The following is a 17657-nucleotide window of genomic DNA, read 5'->3' on the forward strand; positions in this document are numbered from 1 at the left end:
GCTTCCGAGCCGTCGAGACTCGCGCCTGCGGCGCATGCGCTTCGACGGCTCGGAAGCGAGACGGGCCGCGAACTCTAGTGCTCGGTCTCGCTGCGCTCGGAAGACATCATCGTGCCGAGTGGGGGCGTCGGCAGTTGAGCTTGCGACTTTGTTGTCGGCGTTTCGGGTGTTCGGATGCGAGATGGGGTCGCGAACTTTGGTGCTGGATGTTGCTGTGCTCGGAAGACATCATCGTGCCGAGTGGGTGCGTCTGTGGGGATCTCGCGACCTTGTTGTCGGCGCTTCGGCTGCTCGGATGCGAGATGGGGTCGCGAACTTTGGTGCTGGATGTTGCTGTGCTCGGAAGACATCATCGTGCCGAATGGGCGCGTCTGTGGGGATCTTGCGAACTGTTGTACGCGCTTCGGCTGCTCGGCTGCTCGGACGCGAGACGGGGCGAACTCTTTTGCTGGATCTCGCTGCGCTCGGAAGATGTCATCGTGCCTAGTGGCGCGTCTGTGGGGATTGCCGCGTCCTTGTTGGAATGCGCCCCGGGTACTGAACGCTCGGCCACTGGGTGTGCGTGGTTACGAACGGGTGTGAGCGGTCACGAACGCCGTTGTTCGGACTCGCCCAATGGTTGGTGCTAGGCCAGCTTCTCTACGACGTAGTCGATGCTGCGGATCAACTGGCTGACGTCTTCCGGGTCGATTGCCGGGAACATGCCGACGCGCAGCTGGTTGCGGCCGAGCTTGCGGTAGGGCTCGGTGTCGACGATTCCGTTGGCGCGCAGCACCTTCGCGACGGCAGCCGCGTCGACCGAGTCGGCGAAGTCGATGGTGCCGACGACCTGCGAACGGTGTGCCGGGTCGGTGACGTACGGCGTGGCGTACTCGCTCGACTCGGCCCAGGAGTACAGGCGCGAGGACGAATCCAGGGTCCGCTTGACCGCCCAGTCCAGGCCACCGTTGCCGTTGAGCCACTCGATCTGGTTGGCGAACAGCAGCAGGGTGCTCAGGGCGGGGGTGTTGTAGGTCTGGTCCTTGGTGCTGTTGTCGATCGCGATCGGCAGCGAAAGGAACTCGGGGGTCCAGCGACCCGAGGCCTTGATCTCCTCGACGCGAGCCAGTGCGGCGGGGCTCATCAGCGCGACCCACAGGCCGCCGTCAGAGGCGAAGCACTTCTGCGGTGCGAAGTAGTAGACGTCGGAGTCGGAGATGTTCACCGGCAGACCGCCGGCGCCGGAGGTGGCGTCGATGGCGATGAGGGCGTGCTCCGAACCGGCCGGGCGCTGCACGGGGATCGAGACGCCGGTGGAGGTTTCGTTGTGGGCCCAGCCGATCAGGTCGACCGACGGGTCCGACACCGGCTCCGGCGCGCTGCCCGGCTCGGACGAGACCACGATCGGATCGCCGATGAAGGGGTTGCCCTTGGCCACCGCGGCGAACTTCGAGCTGAACTCACCGTTGGTCAGGTGCAGCGAACGCTCGCGGATCAGGCCGAATGCGGCCGCATCCCAGAACGCGGTGGTGCCACCGTTGCCGAGCACGACCTCGTAGCCGTCGGGCAGCGCGAACAGCTCACGCAGTCCGCTGCGCACCCGCGCAACCACATCTTTGACCGGTTTCTGCCGGTGACTGGTTCCGAACACCGAGGCGCCCACCTCGACCAGGGACTGCAACTGCTCCGGTCGCACCTTGGAGGGGCCACAGCCGAACCGTCCGTCGGCAGGCTTGAGATCGTCGGGAATCGTCGGGAACGCAGTGGTCATGGCACATAGGGTAGACGGTGGTATTGCTGTGTCGCTGACCACACTCCAGCTAACGTTGACGCCCATGAACATGGCGTCGGCTAACTCGGGGTGGCTACTGCGCAGTCGACGATCACGCAACTTCGGACTACGCGCCGGATCGATGTCGGATGCGCAGCGGCGGGAGTTGCTGATCCGGGGAGCGCAAGGCTCGGCAACGATCTTGGGGGTGCGGCCGCGGCGCAGCGAGCCGGGTCATGTGTTCTGGGTTCGGGTGCACATCGACGGGGAGATGCCCTACGAGACCCGGGTGCGCCAGCGCATGCGCGAAGACGACCTGGACTGGATGCAGCCCGGTGATGTCGTGTGCTGCCGGGTCGATCCGGGTGACCGCGAGCGACTGGTGTTGTACGTGCCCGATCTCGCGGAGGCCGAGCGGGCGAGCATTTCGAAGATCCTGTCCGACGGCCGCCGCGCCGACGCCACCGTGCTCGCCGCCGCACCGGTCGCGGCCGACTACGGCGGCCGCGACGACCCGGTGCTTCGCCTCGACCTCGAGCTGCACGCCTGGGACGAGCCGAAGCCGTGGCGGGTGCGCCTGGTCCAGCCGGTTCCGCTGGCGGCCATCGGTCTCGTCGATCTCGGCCAGCATCTCGAGGTGGCCTTCTTCACCGTCGACCGCGGTGACTCGGTGGCTGTCGACTGGCTCGCCTCACTTGGCGAGGACTAACCGCGCTCCGGCCGAGGCCAGGCGGTCCGCGAACCGCGGCAGTCATCGTGGTGGTGTTCGCGGACCTGTTCATGACGTTGGATATCTGGGGTGTCAACCCCGGTATCCAGGCTCACCCGGGAACGGGACATGGCTGCGGCGAACCTCGAGGAGCCGCTCGATCATGTCCCGTTCGGGCGATGCTGCGTTTGTCAGGCGGTGGCCGAGGGCGAGACTCGGCTGAGGGCGTAGCCGGTGACGGCGATGAGTGCGTTCTTCGCCGACTCGCGGTTGCGGGCGTCGATCATCATGACCGGGACGTGGTCGGGCACCGACAGGGCATCGCGGATGGCCGCTTCGGGGAATTTCGGCCCGCCGTCGAACTCGTTGACGGCGACAAGGAAGGGCAGGCCGAGCTCCTCGAAGTAGTCGACCGCCGCAAAGCTTTCGTCCACGCGGCGGGCATCGACCAGCACAATCGCGCCGATCGCACCGAGGCTGAGGTCGTCCCACATGAACCAGAAGCGGTGCTGGCCGGGCGTGCCGAACAGGTAGAGCACCAGGTCGTCGGCCAGGCTGATGCGCCCGAAGTCCATTGCCACCGTGGTGGTGTGTTTATCGGGAACCGGCGAGGTGTCGTCCACTTCGGCGCTCAGATCGGTGATCACCGCCTCGGTCCGCAACGGCACGATATCGGATACCGCGCCTACCAGCGTGGTCTTGCCGACACCGAACTCACCTGCGATCACGATCTTCGCCGAGACGGCGCGGGTTCCGGAGGAGGGGGCTACGGATTCGGGTGCGGTCATCGAAAGTCCTCGGCTGCGAATGGTTTCGACGAACGAGTAGCCCGGCCGTCGCGTACTCCACGGTCATAGTTCTTGAGGCCGTCCCGTATCGCTGCGGGATCGGGACGGCTGTCGGTATCGAGTTCCTGAGCCGCCGGCGGCGGCTCCGCACCGCCCGGCACCAGGTGGTTTCCTGGCTCCCGTAGTGGCAGCCCGGCTCTGGTGCGCAGTGTGACCGGCTGATCGGCGGCCCGCTGCGCGGCCGACCACCCCTCATCCGCCGCCGAGTTCCAACTCACTGGCGCCTCCTCCTGGCCGGCCTCCGGATCGGCGAGCCAGGCCGAGATCATGCCCGCGAAAATCGGTGTCGCCGATTCTTGCGCGGCAGGTGCGGGTTTCGCTGGGGCGGTGGAGGCCATGGATATCGCAGAACTGGTGTTCGGTGCGGTGGCCGGGCGTGCGGAAGCGGTCGCGTTCGGTGCGTGTTCGGCGTCGCTGGTGCTCGCTGGAGTCGAAGCAATAGGCGAGCGTGCTCGATCGGCACCCCGGGTCACGGGTCCGGCCTGCGGCGCCATGGGTGCCGGTGGCTGGGCTCGCGCATCGGGATGCCTGGGTGGTGCGGCGGTCGTGCGATCGGCGATTGCGTCGAATGTCGGTGGTGCCGCCTGATCGACGCCGGATGCGGTGCCAATGGGTGAAGCAGGAGGCGTCGGTGTCCGATGGGGCCTGAGCGGGGTGAGTGCGGCCGGTGTGCTGAACGGTGCCTTGTGGGCGTTGGGTGCGGTATTCGTGTGCGCTGTGTGGGTTGTATTCGCCGAGGGGGGTGTGTTCGGCGATGCGATCGGGGCCGCCGGGGGTGTGGCGTTCGTAGGTCGCGAAGAGTTCGGGGTCGGTGCGTTTTTCGTCGTTGGCGAGGCAGCATAGGTTGCCGCATTGCCGGGAGTGCCGGTGGTGTCGACGGGGCGCGCGGCGTTCGGCGTCTGCGCGGCGTTGGGAGCGCTTCCCGAAGTGGAAGCGGTGGTAAATGCTGCCGCGTCGCGGGCGACAGGTGTGGGCTCCGGCGATCGCCCAGGGGCAGGCGGCGAGGTTCTCGCCCACGGCGCAGCGGCCTCGACCGCCATGTCGGCGGCTTCGTTCGCGGATGGTGCAGTGTTCGACGCTGTGCTGGTGGGTGGTGTGGCGTTTGACGTTGCGTTCGTGGGTGGTGTGGCGTTCGACGTTGCGTTCGTGGGTGGTGTGGCGTTCGACGTTGCGTTCGTGGGTGGTGTGGCGTTCGACGTTGCGTTCGTGGGTGGTGTGGCGTTCGACGCTGTGCTCGTGGGTGGTGTGGCGTTCGACGCTGTGCTCGCGGGCAGTGTGGCTGTCGACGGTGTGCTCGCAGGTGACGCGGTTGCCGATGCTGCTGCTTGGTCGGCGGCCTTCGCGAGTGCCGACGAGATCGGTGTTGCGGCAGCGTCCGTGGCAGGGGTGAACTTCCCCTGCGGTGCCGGGTTCCGACCTGCCGCCATGTCCAACTGCGGTACGGCTTTCCCGCGAGGTGGCGGGGTTGGGCCTGTGGTTCTGTCGTGTTGCGGTGCGGCTGTGTTCGCCGGTGGCGGGGTTGGGCCTGTGGTTCTGTCGTGTTGCGGTGCGGCTGTGTTCGCCAGTGGCGGCCTCGGGCTTGCCGTCTTGTCGGGCAGCGATCCGGCTTTTTCCACCGGTAGCGGGGTCGGGTCTGCTGCCTTCTCGGCGTTCGATCCTGGTTTCACCGGTGCGGCTCGGAAGAACGACGACGTCTGGGAGACCCGGTATTGCTGGGTGTCCATGTTCGCGTTGTTCGCGGCGGTCGTGTTGGACAGTGGCGTGTTCGGAGTCGCCGCGCCCGATGCCACTGAGGTCGGTGCCGCTGTGGCCGACGTCGCCGAGGTCGGTGACGTGGTGGTCGACGTCGTTGAGGTCGGTGTCGCCGTGGTCGGTGTCGCGTGCGCCGTGGTCGGCGTGGGGGCCGGTGGTCTGGTCGGTGCTGTGGTGGTCGGTGTTGCCGTGCGCGGTTCCGCCGGTGACAGTGCGGCGGCGCGCAGGCTTGCTGCTTGGTTGCGTGCGCCCCTGCGGTTGGCGCCCGGGACTCGTTTGGGCAGACCGTAACTGGTGATCATCGGTGCCGCCTGCGGTCCCGCGGCCGGTGGTTCCGGAGCGGGGCGGGGGGTGAGCGGTTGCTGGCCGATGCCGGTTGGCTGCGGTCTCGGGAGTCCGGCAGGACCGGTGAGCAGGCTCTTCGGCTTGTTCGGCAGCGACGTGTCGACGACCGGCGGCACCGGGGTGCGGCCGGTGTGCAGCGTGTCCCGGTGGACCTGGATGACCTGCGCTCCGCCCGCCGGAATGTCACGCTCCTGCGGCGGCACCGCGATCAGGGGCGCGGGGATGTGCAGGCTCGCGGTGATGCCGGGATTGAGTGCGCGGTCCTGGGTGCGGCGCAGCCGCACCGTGATGCCGTGACGTTCGGCAAGTCTGCCGACCACGAACAGACCCATTTGCCTGGTCGTCGCCAGCGTGGCCGTTGCCAAGGTCGCCAGCCTGCGGTTGATCTCGTCGAGTTCGCCAGGCACGATGCCGATGCCCGCGTCGATGACCTCGACCAGCAGGCCGCCCTCGGAGGTTCTGCTGTAGGCGAAGGTCACTTCGCTGTCCGGCGGCGATGCGCGCAGCGCGTTCTCCAGCAACTCGGCGATCAGGTGCACCAGATCGGTGGCCGCGGTGCCCGTCACCCAACCGTCGGGTGTCGCACCGGTTTTCACCCGCTGATAGTCCTCGACCTCGGAGCCTGCGGCGCGCAAAATGTCGCGTACCTCCACCGGCCCGGACCGGTCGAGTCGCGATTTGGTGCCTGCGAGCACCAGCAGGTTGGCGCTGTTGCGTCGCATGCGGGCGGCCAGGTGATCGAGTCGGAACAGCTGGTCGAGCCGCTCGGGATCCTTCTCCTCGAACTCCAGCGCGTCGATCATGCTCAGCTGGCGATCGACCAGGGTCTGGTTGCGCCGGGCCATGGTTTCGAACATGTCGTTGACCTGGTCGCGCAACTGTTGTTGCTGGGCAGCGAGTTTGAGCGCCTGCGCGTGTAGCCGGTCGACTGTGCGGGCGATCTCGCCGATTTCCTCGCCGGTGTGCACCGGCACCGGATTGACCCTGATGTGCTCGAGTTGGGCGCCGAGGCTGATGCGCTCGACCTCGTCGGGCAGGTCGCGATCGGCGAGCTTGGCCGCGCCGGCGCGTAGTCGGCGCAGCGGCAGCAGCAGTGATCGGGCGACGAGCAGACCGAACAGCAGCGCCGCGATCAGCGTGCCGAGCACCACGATGGAGGCCTTGATCGCCGCGGTTCGGGAGGCGTCGACAACATGGTCGACGTCGGCGAAGATGCGCTCGACGGTATCGCTCGCGAGCTTGGTGTACACGTCGCGGGATCCGAGCGCCAGATCGCGTAGGTCGGGCAGCTGCACCTTGCCTGTCTCGATGGCCTCGTCGATCGCGGCCTTCAGGATGACGTTGTTGGGGCGCACCACCCGGTCGAGTTCGGGTTTGGCGGAGGGCAAGTCGCGTTCGACGGTGTCGGTCAACGTGCGGAAAGAGCCTTGCACGGCATTGAAGTCGTTGACCTTCGAAGGATCCTGCATCGCCGACATCGCGACCATCAGGAAGTTGAAGCCCTCCAGCTTGCCGAGCAGCAGATCGAACAGCTGGACCTTCCCCATGACGACCGAGGGGATCTGAATCGGCGTGAGCAGCCGGTCGACGGTGCCGACCGCCTCACGGGCGATCATATTGTTCAAGCCCACCGCTTTGAGCGGATCGCCGCCGCCGCCCTTGCCGCCTGCGCGGATGACCTCGCTGGTGGCGGTCATCTCCCGCAACGCCGTGGCGACCGTCGGATCGATCCCCTCGCGCCCAGCACGCACAGTGGCCTCGGTGATCGCGGTGGACAGTTCGACCAGGTCCTGGTCGGTGGTGGTGCCGTAGACCTGCCCACCGGCGACGGTCGAGGCCGCCGACTCGAGTGCGGTGATGGCGGGAATGTCGGAGATGCGGTCGGCCGCATCGGTGTAGCTGGAGTAGTCGTTGAAGAACACCGTCAACCGGAGGCCGCCGAGCAGCATGGCCGCGGCGAGCGGAACGGCAACGGCCGCGGTGACTTTCCAGCGAACGCGCCACTGCTCGAGGTTCCGCAACCGAGTGTGCGCGATCACCGTCTGCGCCACCCTCATACCGCCTTCCGCTCGGATCGTACCGAACCGGTCGCATCGCCATTCGGCGAAATGTCCGGTGAGCAGCCGCGATCCGCCAATCAGTACCGCCGGACATAGTCCGTCAGCATCGGTACCTTACTGGCTGGATGCCTGCAGTTCCCACGTTTGGACGGATCGTTGTGTGAACCGTGCGAGGAGTCAGAGGCGCACTATGGTGAAGCCGGCCGACCGCAGGGCAGGCAGCGCGGCGCTCATGCCCGCGGCGGTGCCGGACTTCGGTCGGTGCATATGGCCAGTGAAATCGCGCCGGGCGCGGCGGCCCCCGCCGCACGCATCGAAGGTCAACGATCTGCTTGCCGGTTGCCGCGAAACTACTGGTGATACCACGCATTTCCCCGCCCCGCAGTTGGGGTGGGTGCCTGCATGCCTGGCCGCGACCGCGGCGGGCGTGACAGCGGGCGGGGCCTGGGGTGCCGCGGTCACCGGGTCGACCGGTGCACCGGCGGCATTCCCACCGGTGGTTGTTGTGGTGGTATTCGATTGCGCGGTGGGCGTATTAGCGTTGTCCGCGCTACATCCGGCGGCCACACTCGTCGCCGCCGCAACACCGTTGCCGAACATCCGCCGCCGTGACATTCCGCGATCCGACATCCCCGTAGGCCTCTTTCGAAGCGCGTCTCGCCGGGGATGCGACGCGAGCCGAACCTCGTGGCAGGCAACAGATCCCGCCGCAACGTCCGGCTCGCGGGTTTACCCCTGGTGGAACCGAGCAGTCGAACTATGCGTGGTGCAACCACGCTCGAATCGGAAGCGGGCGTAAGGCGAATCAGGAGTGCGAGACCGTGGCCCAACCCGCGACGTCCTCGGGTCGGCGCGGCGCGGGGCCGGTGTAGATGGCGGCCGGGCGGACCAGCTTGCCGAGCTGCTTCTGCTCGAGAATGTGCGCACACCAGCCCGCGGTACGACCACAGGTGAACATGGCGGGCATCATATGCGCGGGCACCTCGGCGAAGTCGAGGATGACCGCGGCCCAGAACTCGACGTTGGTCTCGATGGCGCGGTCCGGGCGACGCTCACGCAGCTCGGCGAGCGCGGCCTGCTCCAACGCGGCGGCCACCTCGTAGCGCGGGGCGGCGAGACGCTTGGCGGTGGCGCGCAGCACGCGGGCGCGCGGGTCCTCGGCCCGGTAGACCCGGTGGCCGAAGCCCATCAGTTTTTCCTTGCGGTCCAAGATGCCCTTGACCAGAGCGCGTGCGTCACCGGTCTTTTCGACCGCCTCGATCATCGGAAGCACGCGCGCGGGCGCACCGCCGTGCAGCGGGCCCGACATCGCGCCGATCGCGCCGGACAGCGACGCGGCGACATCGGCTCCGGTGGAGGCGATCACCCGTGCGGTGAAGGTGGAGGCGTTCATGCCGTGCTCGGCGGCGGAAACCCAGTAGGCGTCGATGGCCTCGGTGTGCTTCGGGTCCGGGTCACCCTTCCAGCGAGTCATGAACCGCTCGGTGACGGTGTTGCACTCGTCGATCTTCCGCTGCGGTACCGCGGGCTGGTAGATGCCGCGTGCGGACTGCGCCACGTAGGACAGCGCCATCACCGAGGCGCGGGCCAGGTTCTCGCGCGCGGTCTCGTCGTCGATGTCGAGCAGCGGCTCGTAGCCCCAGATCGGGGCCAGCATCGCGAGGCCGGCCTGCACGTCGACGCGCACATCGCCGGTGTGCACCGGCAGCGGGAACGGCTCCGCGGGCGGCAGGCTGCGACCGAACTCGCCGTCGACAAGTAGTGCCCACACGTCCCCGAAGGTCACCCGTCCGAGTACCAGGTCCTCGATGTCGACGCCGCGGTAGCGCAGCGCGCCGCCGTCCTTGTCCGGCTCGGCGATATCGGTGGTGAATGCCACGACACCCTCGAGGCCGCTGACGAAATCGCTCGGTACGGTGGCCTGCCCACCGGGAACCGCAGGGCTGGTAGTCATGTTGTGACTCTCCTTGCACATCGGGTCGCATGCTCGCGGGGAGAAAGGGATGTGTTTCACCCAGCACATGCCGATCACGAAAACCTTAGCTCCTTGCTACCGCGGAGTAACGTCTGGCCCATGCGTGACCTGGACAATTCATCTGCCGGCCAGGAAACGGCCGAGAACTTCGCAACCACGGCTGCCGCGGTGGCGCGAATATCGACGGATCCGGCCGTGCTGCGGGCAGCCGGCGACCTGGCGGCGATGCGTGCCGAGTACGGCGGCATCCCGTTCGGCAGTGGTGAAGACACCGATCTGGACGAAACCTGGTTGGCGGGCGGGTGGGAACCGCTGCTGCGCCACTGGATCGAACAGGCCACCGCCGTTGGCATCGCCGAACCCAACGCGATGGTGCTCGCCACCGTGGCATTGACCGATGCCGGTCCGCGGCCGGTCGCGCGAACAGTGCTGTGCAAGGGTCTGTCGCCCGACGGTGTGACCTTCTATACAAACTACGACTCGGCCAAGGGCGCCCAGCTCGCCGCCGACCCGTTCGCGGCCGCCACCTTCGTCTGGCCTGCGCTCGGCAGGCAAGTGCACGTGCGCGGCACGGTCGAATTGGTGCCCGCCGAGACAACCGCCGTCTACTGGCGCTCCCGCCCGCGTGACTCCCAGCTCGGTGCGTGGGCCTCGCAGCAGTCGCGGCCGATCGGATCGCGGGCCGAGCTCGATCGGATTCTCGCCGAGACCACCGCCCGCTTCGCCGAGGTCGACGACATTCCGGTGCCGCCGCACTGGGGCGGCTATCTGCTGCGGCCCGACGAGGTGGAGTTCTGGCAGGGCAGGCGGAGCAGGCTGCACAACCGGATCCGGGTCCGCATCGAGAGCGACGGTATGAAGGTGCAGCGCCTGCAACCGTGAACAAGTGATGAATATCGCGTCGAGCCGGCCGGGTCCGACTCGATACGCTCTCGCCGGTGAAGCTGCTTGCCGACACGACCCCGCTGCGCTATCCGGATTATCGGCGACTGTGGTCGACCAACGTCGTCACCGTCATCGGGTCGCAGTTGGCGGTGGTCGCTGTACCGCAGCAGATCTATCAGATCACCGGTAGCTCGGGCTATGTCGGTCTGGCCGGGCTGTTCGGCCTGGTGCCGTTGATCGTGTTCGGACTGTGGGGCGGCGCGCTGGCCGACGTGATGGATCGGCGCAAATTGCTGCTCATCACCAACGCGGGCACCGGAGTGACCGCGCTGGCCTTCTGGGGTCAGGCCGCCGCCGGACTGGACAACGTGTGGGTGGTGCTCGGCCTTTTCGCCATGCAGCAGGCCTTTTTCGCGGTGAACCAGCCGACTCGCAGCGCGACCATTCCCCGGCTGCTGCCGCCGGAACAACTCGCCGCGGCCAACTCGCTGAGCATGACCGTCCAGCAGGTCGGCGCCATCGCGGGGCCGGTCCTCGCGGGCGCGCTGATCCCGGTGGTCGGGCTGTCCACGCTGTATCTGATCGATGCGGTCGCCCTGCTCGCCACGGTGTGGGCGGTGTGGAAGCTGCCCGAGTTCCCGCCGACCGGTACTGCAACCAAGGCTGGATTCCGCACGGTCCTGGACGGTTTCGCCTATCTGGCGACGCAGCGCATCCTGCTCGCCTCGTTCGCGGTGGATGTGATCGCGATGGTGTTCGGCATGCCGCGGGCACTGTTCCCGCAGATCGCGCAGGAGACTTTCGGCGACCCGGCGACCGGCGGTGTCGCGCTCGGCTTGCTGTTCGCGTCGATGTCGGTCGGCGCGGTGCTGGGTGGCGTCTTCTCCGGCTGGATCCCGCGCATCCGTCGGCAGGGCCTCGCGGTCGTGATCTGCATCGCACTGTGGGGACTCGCGATGATCGGGTTCGGTTCGGCCGTCGGCTTTACCGGGCATGGCCTCGGTCTCGGGCTCGGCCTGTGGATCGCGCTGGGCTGCTCGGCCTTCGGTGGTGCGGTCGACATGATCTCCGCCGCGCTGCGGGTGACGATGCTGCAAACCGTGGCCACCGACGAGATGCGCGGCAGGCTGCAGGGCGTGTTCATCGTCATCGTCGCGGGCGGTCCGCGTATCGGTGATGTTGCCCACGGTTTTGCTGCGGCGAGCCTGGGTACCGCCGTGGCAGCGGCGGGTGGTGGCGTGCTGGTCGTCGTCGGCGTAGTGCTCGCCGCGCTCGCCTTCCCTGCCTTCGTCCGCTTTTCCGTGCGCAGGTCGCACTCCGAGCCGGTACCTGCGGTGAGTGAGCGCAGCGAGTGAACGCTGCGCGCAGCGCGGGTGCGCCCGACCTACTCATCGGTACGGGTGTCGAAACCTCACGCGTGGAGATCACGTTTGTGAGCTCGCCCGGTGGGCACCCTCGTTCTCGGGCAGTGCGAGCAACGACTAGCGTCTAGGTGAGAGCACCGCCGTGCCGACGCACCCCGATGCCGACGGTCCTAGCCTGAGAGGGATCCTTCTGTGCCCGAAAAAGACCACATCAACGACGCCAAGCCGGTGTTGAGCTACCCCGGTGGCGAATATGCCATGACCGTTGCCGAAGCCAAAGAAGGCAATGACGGCATCGACCTCGGCAAAATGCTGGCGAGCACGGGATACGTCACCTACGACCCCGGTTTCATGAACACCGCGCCGACCAAGTCGGCGATCACCTACATCGACGGCGAAGCGGGCATCCTGCGCTACCGTGGCTACCCGATCGAACAGCTCGCGGGCACCTCGACCTTTATCGAGGTCAGCTACCTGCTGATCTACGGCGAGCTGCCGACGCAGGCGCAGCTGGACGATTTCACCGATCGCATCCGCCGCCACACCCTGCTGCACGAGGACCTCAAGCGGTTCTTCGACGGCTTCCCGCGCAACGCGCACCCGATGCCGGTGCTGTCCTCCGCGGTGAACGCGCTGTCGGCCTACTACCAGGATTCGCTGGACCCGCGCGATCCCGAGCAGGTCGAGCTATCCACCATTCGACTATTGGCGAAGTTGCCGACCATCGCGGCCTACTCGTACAAGAAGTCGGTCGGCCAGCCGTTCCTCTACCCGGACAACTCGCTGTCCCTGGTCGAGAACTTCCTGCGGATGACCTTCGGCTTCCCGGCCGAGCCCTACGAAGTCGACCCCGAGATCGCCGCCGCGCTCGACATGCTGCTGATCCTGCACGCCGACCACGAGCAGAACTGCTCCACCTCGACCGTGCGCCTGGTCGGCTCGTCCGACGCGAACCTGTTCACCTCGGTGTCCGGTGGCATCAACGCGCTGTGGGGCCCGCTGCACGGCGGCGCCAACCAGGCCGTGCTGGAGATGCTCGACGGCATCAAGGAGCAGGGCGGCGACGTCAAGGAGTTCATCCGCAAGGTCAAGAACAAGGAAGACGGCGTGAAGCTCATGGGCTTCGGGCACCGCGTCTACCGCAACTACGACCCGCGCGCCTCGATCGCCAAGAAGCACGCCGACTCGATCCTGAGCAAGCTCAACGGCGACGACGAACTGTTCGACATCGCGAAGGCGCTCGAAGAGGCCGCACTGACCGATGAGTACTTCATCTCGCGTCAGCTGTACCCGAACGTCGACTTCTACACCGGCGTCATCTACAAGGCCATGGGCTTCCCGACCCGGATGTTCACGGTGTTGTTCGCCATGGGCCGGCTGCCGGGCTGGATCGCGCACTGGCGTGAAATGCACAGCGAGCCACTGAAGATCGGGCGCCCGCGTCAGATTTACACCGGTTACGGTGCCCGCGACTACCACGAGATCACGAACCGCTGATCACATTTCCCACCCATCACCTATCGAAGGGGATAGCCGAATGACCAAGCCGGAGATCGAGTTCCAGGCGGGCCCCGCGCCCACCGAGCTGGTTGTCAAGGACATCATCGAGGGCAAGGGCACCGAAGCGGTGCCCGGCGGCAATGTCGAGGTGCACTACGTCGGCGTCGAATTCGAATCCGGCGAAGAGTTCGACTCCTCCTGGAACCGCGGCGAGTCCATCACCTTCCCGCTGCGCGGCCTGATCCAAGGCTGGCAGGACGGCATCCCCGGCATGAAGGTCGGCGGCCGTCGCCAGCTCACCATCCCGCCGGAGCTTGCCTACGGCCCCGCCGGTGCGGGCCACAAGCTCTCGGGCAAGACGCTGGTCTTCGTGATCGACCTGCTGAACGCCAACTGAGCGAAAAACCTTACTGCGGCCCGTGTTCCACTTCGGTGGACATGGGCCGCAGTCGTTTCGCACCGAATCTCGACCGCTATGCAACGAGTGGCACACCAGCGCGAGCGCTACTCGATGTTCGCCGCAGCCATGTGCCACTCACCGAGTTGCTGACTCGGGAGGGCCGCCGCTGGGCCGTTGCGTCGGCGGTTGGTCGAGGGCCGGTGCGGTCGGCTCGAGGTCTACCAGTTCGTCTTCGGCCGGATCGCCGGAGTTCGCGGGCCATCCGTATTCGTCTACCGCGCAAGACGAACCATCCGACCGATAGAGGGTCGGCTTGCTATCCGCCGGGGCCAGTTCGAGTTTCATGACCGTGTCTTCGTGGAAGATCGCGAGCAGCGCTTGTACCGAGGGGGCGATGTCGCGCCGTGTCGAATCCGTCTCGGACATCGGCCTAGGTTTCTGTTGCCGACGCGGGAAGATCGGCGAGGTTCAGCAGCGCCACCCAATAGGCATCGCGCAGCGCGTCCCACAGGTCGTGGTGACCGGGGAATGCGTCACGGACTGTCGCGAGATCCGGGGCGGCCGACTCATCGAACGACACCAAGCCCGGCCCGGCGAGGGGCAGCGATTCGCCACCCGGCCACCGGTAAGCCACCGAGGCGTCGGCCCGATTCTGTATACGCAGAATCCGACAATCGTGTCCGACCAGCCGCCAGGTGACGACCTTCCGTCCGTCCGCTGATTCGGTGGTACGCAAGCGATCTCGGCGCATCATCGCTCCTCGTGGTTGGTGCGCCCGATGCCGGGGGAGCGCACACCCCGGCACCGAGACGATTCGGAGGCTGCGGGTTGGCCTGCCCACTCACAGACGGCCTCGGCGAAGCGCTCGACCACTGCGGCCGATGCACCGACATAGTCGGCTGGCGGCCCGATGAATGGAATTCGTTGTGGCAGTTTCGAGTTCAGCATGTGCCCCTCGTTCCAGGTGGAAGGTAGGTGCGCCCGTCCCCCGTCAGCTCCTGTTGGGGACGTGAGCTATCTCCGAGCGCATGCTCAGGACACCACTCGATTCGTGCCGATGGGTGATCCATTGAACGATTCTTCGAAACCAGTCCAAAACTCCAGGTGGCCATCCATACTCGCAGGTAGAAGCCACCCGTGAGCGCTCTTGAGCACCGTCCAAGGGGTGGGTTGTGCGTCACCCATGGAAGCCCGCTATGTGTCATCCAACGAGCAGGGAGCAGCAGTAATGGTCAAGCCGCCGACCAGGGGGAATGCTCAGCGGAAGGCAGCACCCACGTCATCCACGCCGCAAACGCCCGGCGTGCCGCACAGGCAGTTGGGCCGCGTTCTGCGTGCCATGCGCCTCGAGTCCGGACTGTCAATCTTGATGGCCGCCAAGGCCATCGGTAGGGGAACAGGGACGCTTCAAAGGCTCGAGACAGGGCACGCGAACAAGATTGCCGATGCCGACATCGTGAACCTGTGTCGGCTCTATCAGCAGCCTGGCAGGGTTGATGAGCTGAAAGCTCTGGCTGCCCAACGCATGGAGCAAAGTTGGTGGGATGAGTACACCGACCAATTCGCACCAAGTTTCGGGGTGTATCTGGGGCTGGAGTCGGCAGCCGAAGCGGTAACCATCTATCGACCAGACATTGTGTCCGGCCTGTTCCAGATACGAGAGTATGCAGAAGCGTTGGACCGGTTGTACTTCACCGACGACCTCACGGAGGAGCGCGAACGCCGCATGCGTGTACGACGCGAGAGGCAGAACCTCATCATGCGTCCAGTCTCGCCCCTCCACGTCGATGTAGTTTTTGACGATGGTGTGCTGAGACGTACGGTCGGCGGGCCGCGAGTGATGGCTAGGCAGCTGCGACACCTCGCCGACATGCCGCCGAACGTGTCTGTCCGGATACTGCCCAGCGCCGCCGGGTTCCCTGTGGGGACGACAACCGGGCCATTCACCATTCTCGATTTCGGCACCGATAACGAAGACAAGCCACTCGAGCCACCCGTTGTCTACGTGGAGAGCTTCGCGGGCAGCATCCATCTCGAGCGCCCCGACAGCGTTCGTCGCTATCGCAATGCGTTCGAGAGGATTCAGCGGGTAGCTTTGGACCGAACGGAGAGCAAACACCTGCTTCGGCGGGTAGCGAAGGAGTATGTGCCGTGAGCATGGACTTGTCCGGGGCGCGCTGGTTCAAGAGCAGTCGCAGTGGGGGCAATGACGATTGCGTTGAGGTTGCACACCTGGACGGCGGCATGGTCGGCGTGCGGGACTCCAAAAACCCGACTGGCCCGGCCCTGGTCTTCGCTCCCGGCGAGTGGGAAACCTTCACCGCAGGTGTGGTGGACGGTGAGTTCGACCGCGCGTAGCCCACGGGGTGACGCCATCCGGCAAGCATCGCTGGATGAAACCGCAAGTAGGAACCTGATTCGACAGGTAGCAAGGGAGTATGTCGCGTGACCGACAAATACGACGTTGACCTTTCTGGCGCGGTGTGGCGCAAGAGCACGCGCAGCTCGGGTAGCAAAGACTGCGTGGAGGTCGCGTTTCTCGATGGCGGCTTGGTTGGAGTGCGTGACAGCAAGAACCCAGCCGGCCCCGCGTTGGTTTTCACTCCCAGCGAGTGGACTGCTTTCGCTGCTGGCGTGCAAGACGGCGAGTTCGCCCCGTAACTACGCTCCGTGTGACTGATGACTAGGCCCGGCCCCGAATCTCCTTCGGGCCGGGCCTATTTCATGAGCAGGCCGAATTGTCAGGCAATCGGATTTCAAGGACCCTTTGGAGCAGGTGCGCGGGATTTGTGAGGTGTTCGAGGCCGTCAAGCGAGTAGCGTTGACTGTGCCGGACAGCAAGGACTTGCTGAGGTGGATCGCGAGGAGGTTTGCCGTGAGGATTGACCTGTCCGAGGCGGAGTGGTTCAAGAGCAGCCGCAGCGCGTCCAATGGTCAGTGTGTGGAGGTCGCGTTCCTCGATGCGGGCCTGGTTGGAGTGCGGGACTCCAAGAATCCGACGGGTGCTGCGTTGGTCTTCACGCCCGGCGAGTGGTCTGCTTTCACTGCCGGTGTCCGAGACGGCGAGTTCGATCGCCCATAGCCACCTCTCGGCACGCTCTGGCGCTGTAGGTCTCAGAACTCGTGTCGGAATCTCAGAATGATCGGCGGTGACGTGGCGGATCCGCCATCATTCTGAGATTCCGCTCTTTACAGACCAATGGGCATTCGGCTCGTGCGGTGACCGCAGCAACCGCCGCGGGCTGTGTCTGGCCGCCCTCGGCATTCCTCCTGGCGATCAGCCGGGGCGCTTTGTGCCCGAGAGGAGCTATTCCGACGGTGCCGTTCCAGAGCACGGCCTGCACACTTTCCTGGACAGCCCGAACCGCCGGGCTTGGGAGAACCTACCTAAGGGCAGGAGGGGAGTGCCCTGTCGATACCCAGCGTGGCAATCAGATCTTCGTGCAGTTCGAACCAAACTCGGTGGGCGGAATCGTGTTTGGTGCCGGTAACCATCTCGGGATTGTCGGCGGCCAGGGAGAGGGCTGCGGCGAACCGAGTGTCGTAACCGGAGAACCGGGCGAGTCGTTCGGTGAGCCGAATCGTCAGCGGAACCAATTCCTCTGCGAGGCTTTCCAGTTCGGCCAGGATCGGCCGGTCCCGCTGCGCGTCCCCGTGGTCGTTGTCCTGCATGCTGCCATCGGGAAGGATGGTCAACTGCCAGGCGGTGCAAGCCTGCACCAACCGTGCGTTGAGCGGGAGAAACTCGCGATAGACGTCTTCCGCGAACGCTTTTGCCCCACACTCGGAAAGCTCGTCGGCGAGTAACCGCTCGTTCTCTGCACGCCCGCTCTCGGTGAGCGACCACCCTGCGTCCGCCCCGAAACGGAAGCGGCTGATCCAACCACACTCTCGGAAGTCCCGCACGTGCGACTCGGCGAGGCCGACAGGCATTCCGTATCTGTCGGCCACCGCCTGCGTATCAACGAACCCGCCAAGGCGGATTGCGTGCAACGCGAGCAACGAACTGCGTGAAACGTGCGTCATCCCGGACCTCCCTTTCGTGTCGAGCAGCCATGCCTGGTGAAGC

The 17657-nt window shown here is 66.1% G+C and carries 17 protein-coding genes; 9 read left to right on the forward strand and 8 right to left on the reverse strand.

The features are described from left to right. Positions 1-625: 625 nt before the first annotated feature. Positions 626-1750 (reverse strand): phosphoserine transaminase, encoded by a 1125-nt coding sequence (serC, locus tag OHQ90_RS08680; protein WP_328408923.1) that lies wholly within the window; start codon positions 1748-1750, stop codon positions 626-628. Positions 1751-1814: 64 nt separating this feature from the next. Here serC and OHQ90_RS08685 point away from each other — a divergent pair, with 64 nt between their 5' ends. Then, positions 1815-2459 (forward strand): hypothetical protein, encoded by a 645-nt coding sequence (locus OHQ90_RS08685; RefSeq protein ID WP_328408925.1) that lies wholly within the window; start codon positions 1815-1817, stop codon positions 2457-2459. Between the two features lie 191 nt (positions 2460-2650). Here OHQ90_RS08685 and OHQ90_RS08690 read toward each other — a convergent pair whose 3' ends face one another. The 4 genes from OHQ90_RS08690 to OHQ90_RS08705 all read right to left on the reverse strand — a co-directional run bounded on the left by OHQ90_RS08690 (position 2651) and on the right by OHQ90_RS08705 (position 9418). Continuing rightward, positions 2651-3247 (reverse strand): GTP-binding protein, encoded by a 597-nt coding sequence (locus OHQ90_RS08690; protein WP_328408927.1) that lies wholly within the window; start codon positions 3245-3247, stop codon positions 2651-2653. Beyond that, the gene (locus OHQ90_RS08695; RefSeq protein WP_328408929.1) at positions 3244-7461 is read right to left on the reverse strand and encodes an ATP-binding protein; all 4218 of its coding nucleotides are present in this window, start codon (positions 7459-7461) and stop codon (positions 3244-3246) included. Before OHQ90_RS08695 ends, OHQ90_RS08690 begins: the two co-directional genes overlap by 4 nt. 180 nt (positions 7462-7641) lie before the next feature. Further along, the gene (locus OHQ90_RS08700) at positions 7642-8079 is read right to left on the reverse strand and encodes a hypothetical protein (RefSeq protein WP_328408931.1); all 438 of its coding nucleotides are present in this window, start codon (positions 8077-8079) and stop codon (positions 7642-7644) included. Between the two features lie 190 nt (positions 8080-8269). Beyond that, on the reverse strand, positions 8270-9418 hold the full coding sequence (locus OHQ90_RS08705) for a citrate synthase 2 (protein ID WP_328408933.1): 1149 nt from the start codon (positions 9416-9418) through the stop codon (positions 8270-8272). 51 nt (positions 9419-9469) lie between these two features. Here OHQ90_RS08705 and pdxH point away from each other — a divergent pair, with 51 nt between their 5' ends. From pdxH to OHQ90_RS08725, 4 genes are all read left to right on the forward strand, one after another. Further along, entirely contained in the window at positions 9470-10321 is an 852-nt protein-coding gene (gene pdxH, locus OHQ90_RS08710) for a pyridoxamine 5'-phosphate oxidase (RefSeq protein ID WP_442941351.1), read from the forward strand. A 56-nt stretch (positions 10322-10377) separates the two neighbouring features. Continuing rightward, a complete protein-coding gene (locus OHQ90_RS08715) occupies positions 10378-11679 on the forward strand; it encodes an MFS transporter (RefSeq protein WP_328408935.1) in 1302 nt (433 codons plus the stop codon). Between the two features lie 267 nt (positions 11680-11946). Continuing rightward, positions 11947-13185 carry a citrate synthase gene (locus OHQ90_RS08720; protein ID WP_406239230.1) on the forward strand — a complete coding sequence of 413 codons (1239 nt, stop codon included), beginning with the start codon at positions 11947-11949 and terminating at the stop codon, positions 13183-13185. A gap of 40 nt (positions 13186-13225) precedes the next feature. Continuing rightward, positions 13226-13585, forward strand: coding sequence for an FKBP-type peptidyl-prolyl cis-trans isomerase (locus OHQ90_RS08725; RefSeq protein WP_328408939.1), 360 nt, complete (start codon positions 13226-13228; stop codon positions 13583-13585). Between the two features lie 138 nt (positions 13586-13723). On the opposite strand, the gene OHQ90_RS08730 is transcribed toward OHQ90_RS08725, so the two are convergent. Together OHQ90_RS08730 and OHQ90_RS08735 are read right to left on the reverse strand one after the other, a co-directional pair. Beyond that, on the reverse strand, positions 13724-14014 hold the full coding sequence (locus tag OHQ90_RS08730) for a hypothetical protein (protein ID WP_328408941.1): 291 nt from the start codon (positions 14012-14014) through the stop codon (positions 13724-13726). Positions 14015-14018: 4 nt separating this feature from the next. Beyond that, entirely contained in the window at positions 14019-14342 is a 324-nt protein-coding gene (locus OHQ90_RS08735) for a hypothetical protein (RefSeq protein ID WP_328408943.1), read from the reverse strand. A 474-nt stretch (positions 14343-14816) separates the two neighbouring features. On the opposite strand from OHQ90_RS08735, the gene OHQ90_RS08740 reads away from it, so the two are divergent. The 4 genes from OHQ90_RS08740 (at position 14817) to OHQ90_RS08755 (ending at position 16670) form a co-directional block, all read left to right on the forward strand. Beyond that, on the forward strand, positions 14817-15743 hold the full coding sequence (locus OHQ90_RS08740; RefSeq protein ID WP_328408945.1) for a helix-turn-helix domain-containing protein: 927 nt from the start codon (positions 14817-14819) through the stop codon (positions 15741-15743). Continuing rightward, complete coding sequence (locus OHQ90_RS08745; RefSeq protein ID WP_328408946.1) at positions 15740-15946, forward strand: DUF397 domain-containing protein; 207 nt, start codon at positions 15740-15742, stop codon at positions 15944-15946. Before OHQ90_RS08740 ends, OHQ90_RS08745 begins: the two co-directional genes overlap by 4 nt. An 87-nt stretch (positions 15947-16033) precedes the next feature. After that, the gene (locus OHQ90_RS08750; RefSeq protein WP_328408947.1) at positions 16034-16249 is read left to right on the forward strand and encodes a DUF397 domain-containing protein; all 216 of its coding nucleotides are present in this window, start codon (positions 16034-16036) and stop codon (positions 16247-16249) included. Positions 16250-16463: 214 nt separating this feature from the next. Further along, positions 16464-16670: a DUF397 domain-containing protein gene (locus OHQ90_RS08755; RefSeq protein WP_328408948.1), complete on the forward strand. Its 207-nt coding sequence runs from the start codon at positions 16464-16466 to the stop codon at positions 16668-16670. 305 nt (positions 16671-16975) lie between these two features. On the opposite strand, the gene OHQ90_RS08760 is transcribed toward OHQ90_RS08755, so the two are convergent. Then, positions 16976-17614, reverse strand: a complete 639-nt coding sequence (locus OHQ90_RS08760; protein WP_328408950.1) for a hypothetical protein — start codon at positions 17612-17614, stop codon at positions 16976-16978. Positions 17615-17657 lie beyond the last annotated feature (43 nt).

It is taken from the genome of Nocardia sp. NBC_00403 (genome assembly GCF_036046055.1).
Classification (GTDB): domain Bacteria; phylum Actinomycetota; class Actinomycetes; order Mycobacteriales; family Mycobacteriaceae; genus Nocardia.

Bases quoted from the DNA above. Each gene is read 5' to 3' on its own strand.
- serC (WP_328408923.1), bottom strand. From the start codon at position 1,750: ATGACCACTGCGTTCCCGACGATTCCCGACGATCTCAAGCCTGCCGAC.
- OHQ90_RS08685 (WP_328408925.1), top strand. From the start codon at position 1,815: ATGAACATGGCGTCGGCTAACTCGGGGTGGCTACTGCGCAGTCGACGA.
- OHQ90_RS08690 (WP_328408927.1), bottom strand. From the start codon at position 3,247: ATGACCGCACCCGAATCCGTAGCCCCCTCCTCCGGAACCCGCGCCGTC.
- OHQ90_RS08695 (WP_328408929.1), bottom strand. From the start codon at position 7,461: ATGAGGGTGGCGCAGACGGTGATCGCGCACACTCGGTTGCGGAACCTC.
- OHQ90_RS08700 (WP_328408931.1), bottom strand. From the start codon at position 8,079: ATGTCACGGCGGCGGATGTTCGGCAACGGTGTTGCGGCGGCGACGAGT.
- OHQ90_RS08705 (WP_328408933.1), bottom strand. From the start codon at position 9,418: ATGACTACCAGCCCTGCGGTTCCCGGTGGGCAGGCCACCGTACCGAGC.
- OHQ90_RS08720 (WP_406239230.1), top strand. From the start codon at position 11,947: ATGACCGTTGCCGAAGCCAAAGAAGGCAATGACGGCATCGACCTCGGC.
- OHQ90_RS08725 (WP_328408939.1), top strand. From the start codon at position 13,226: ATGACCAAGCCGGAGATCGAGTTCCAGGCGGGCCCCGCGCCCACCGAG.
- OHQ90_RS08730 (WP_328408941.1), bottom strand. From the start codon at position 14,014: ATGTCCGAGACGGATTCGACACGGCGCGACATCGCCCCCTCGGTACAA.
- OHQ90_RS08735 (WP_328408943.1), bottom strand. From the start codon at position 14,342: ATGATGCGCCGAGATCGCTTGCGTACCACCGAATCAGCGGACGGACGG.
- OHQ90_RS08740 (WP_328408945.1), top strand. From the start codon at position 14,817: ATGGTCAAGCCGCCGACCAGGGGGAATGCTCAGCGGAAGGCAGCACCC.
- OHQ90_RS08760 (WP_328408950.1), bottom strand. From the start codon at position 17,614: ATGACGCACGTTTCACGCAGTTCGTTGCTCGCGTTGCACGCAATCCGC.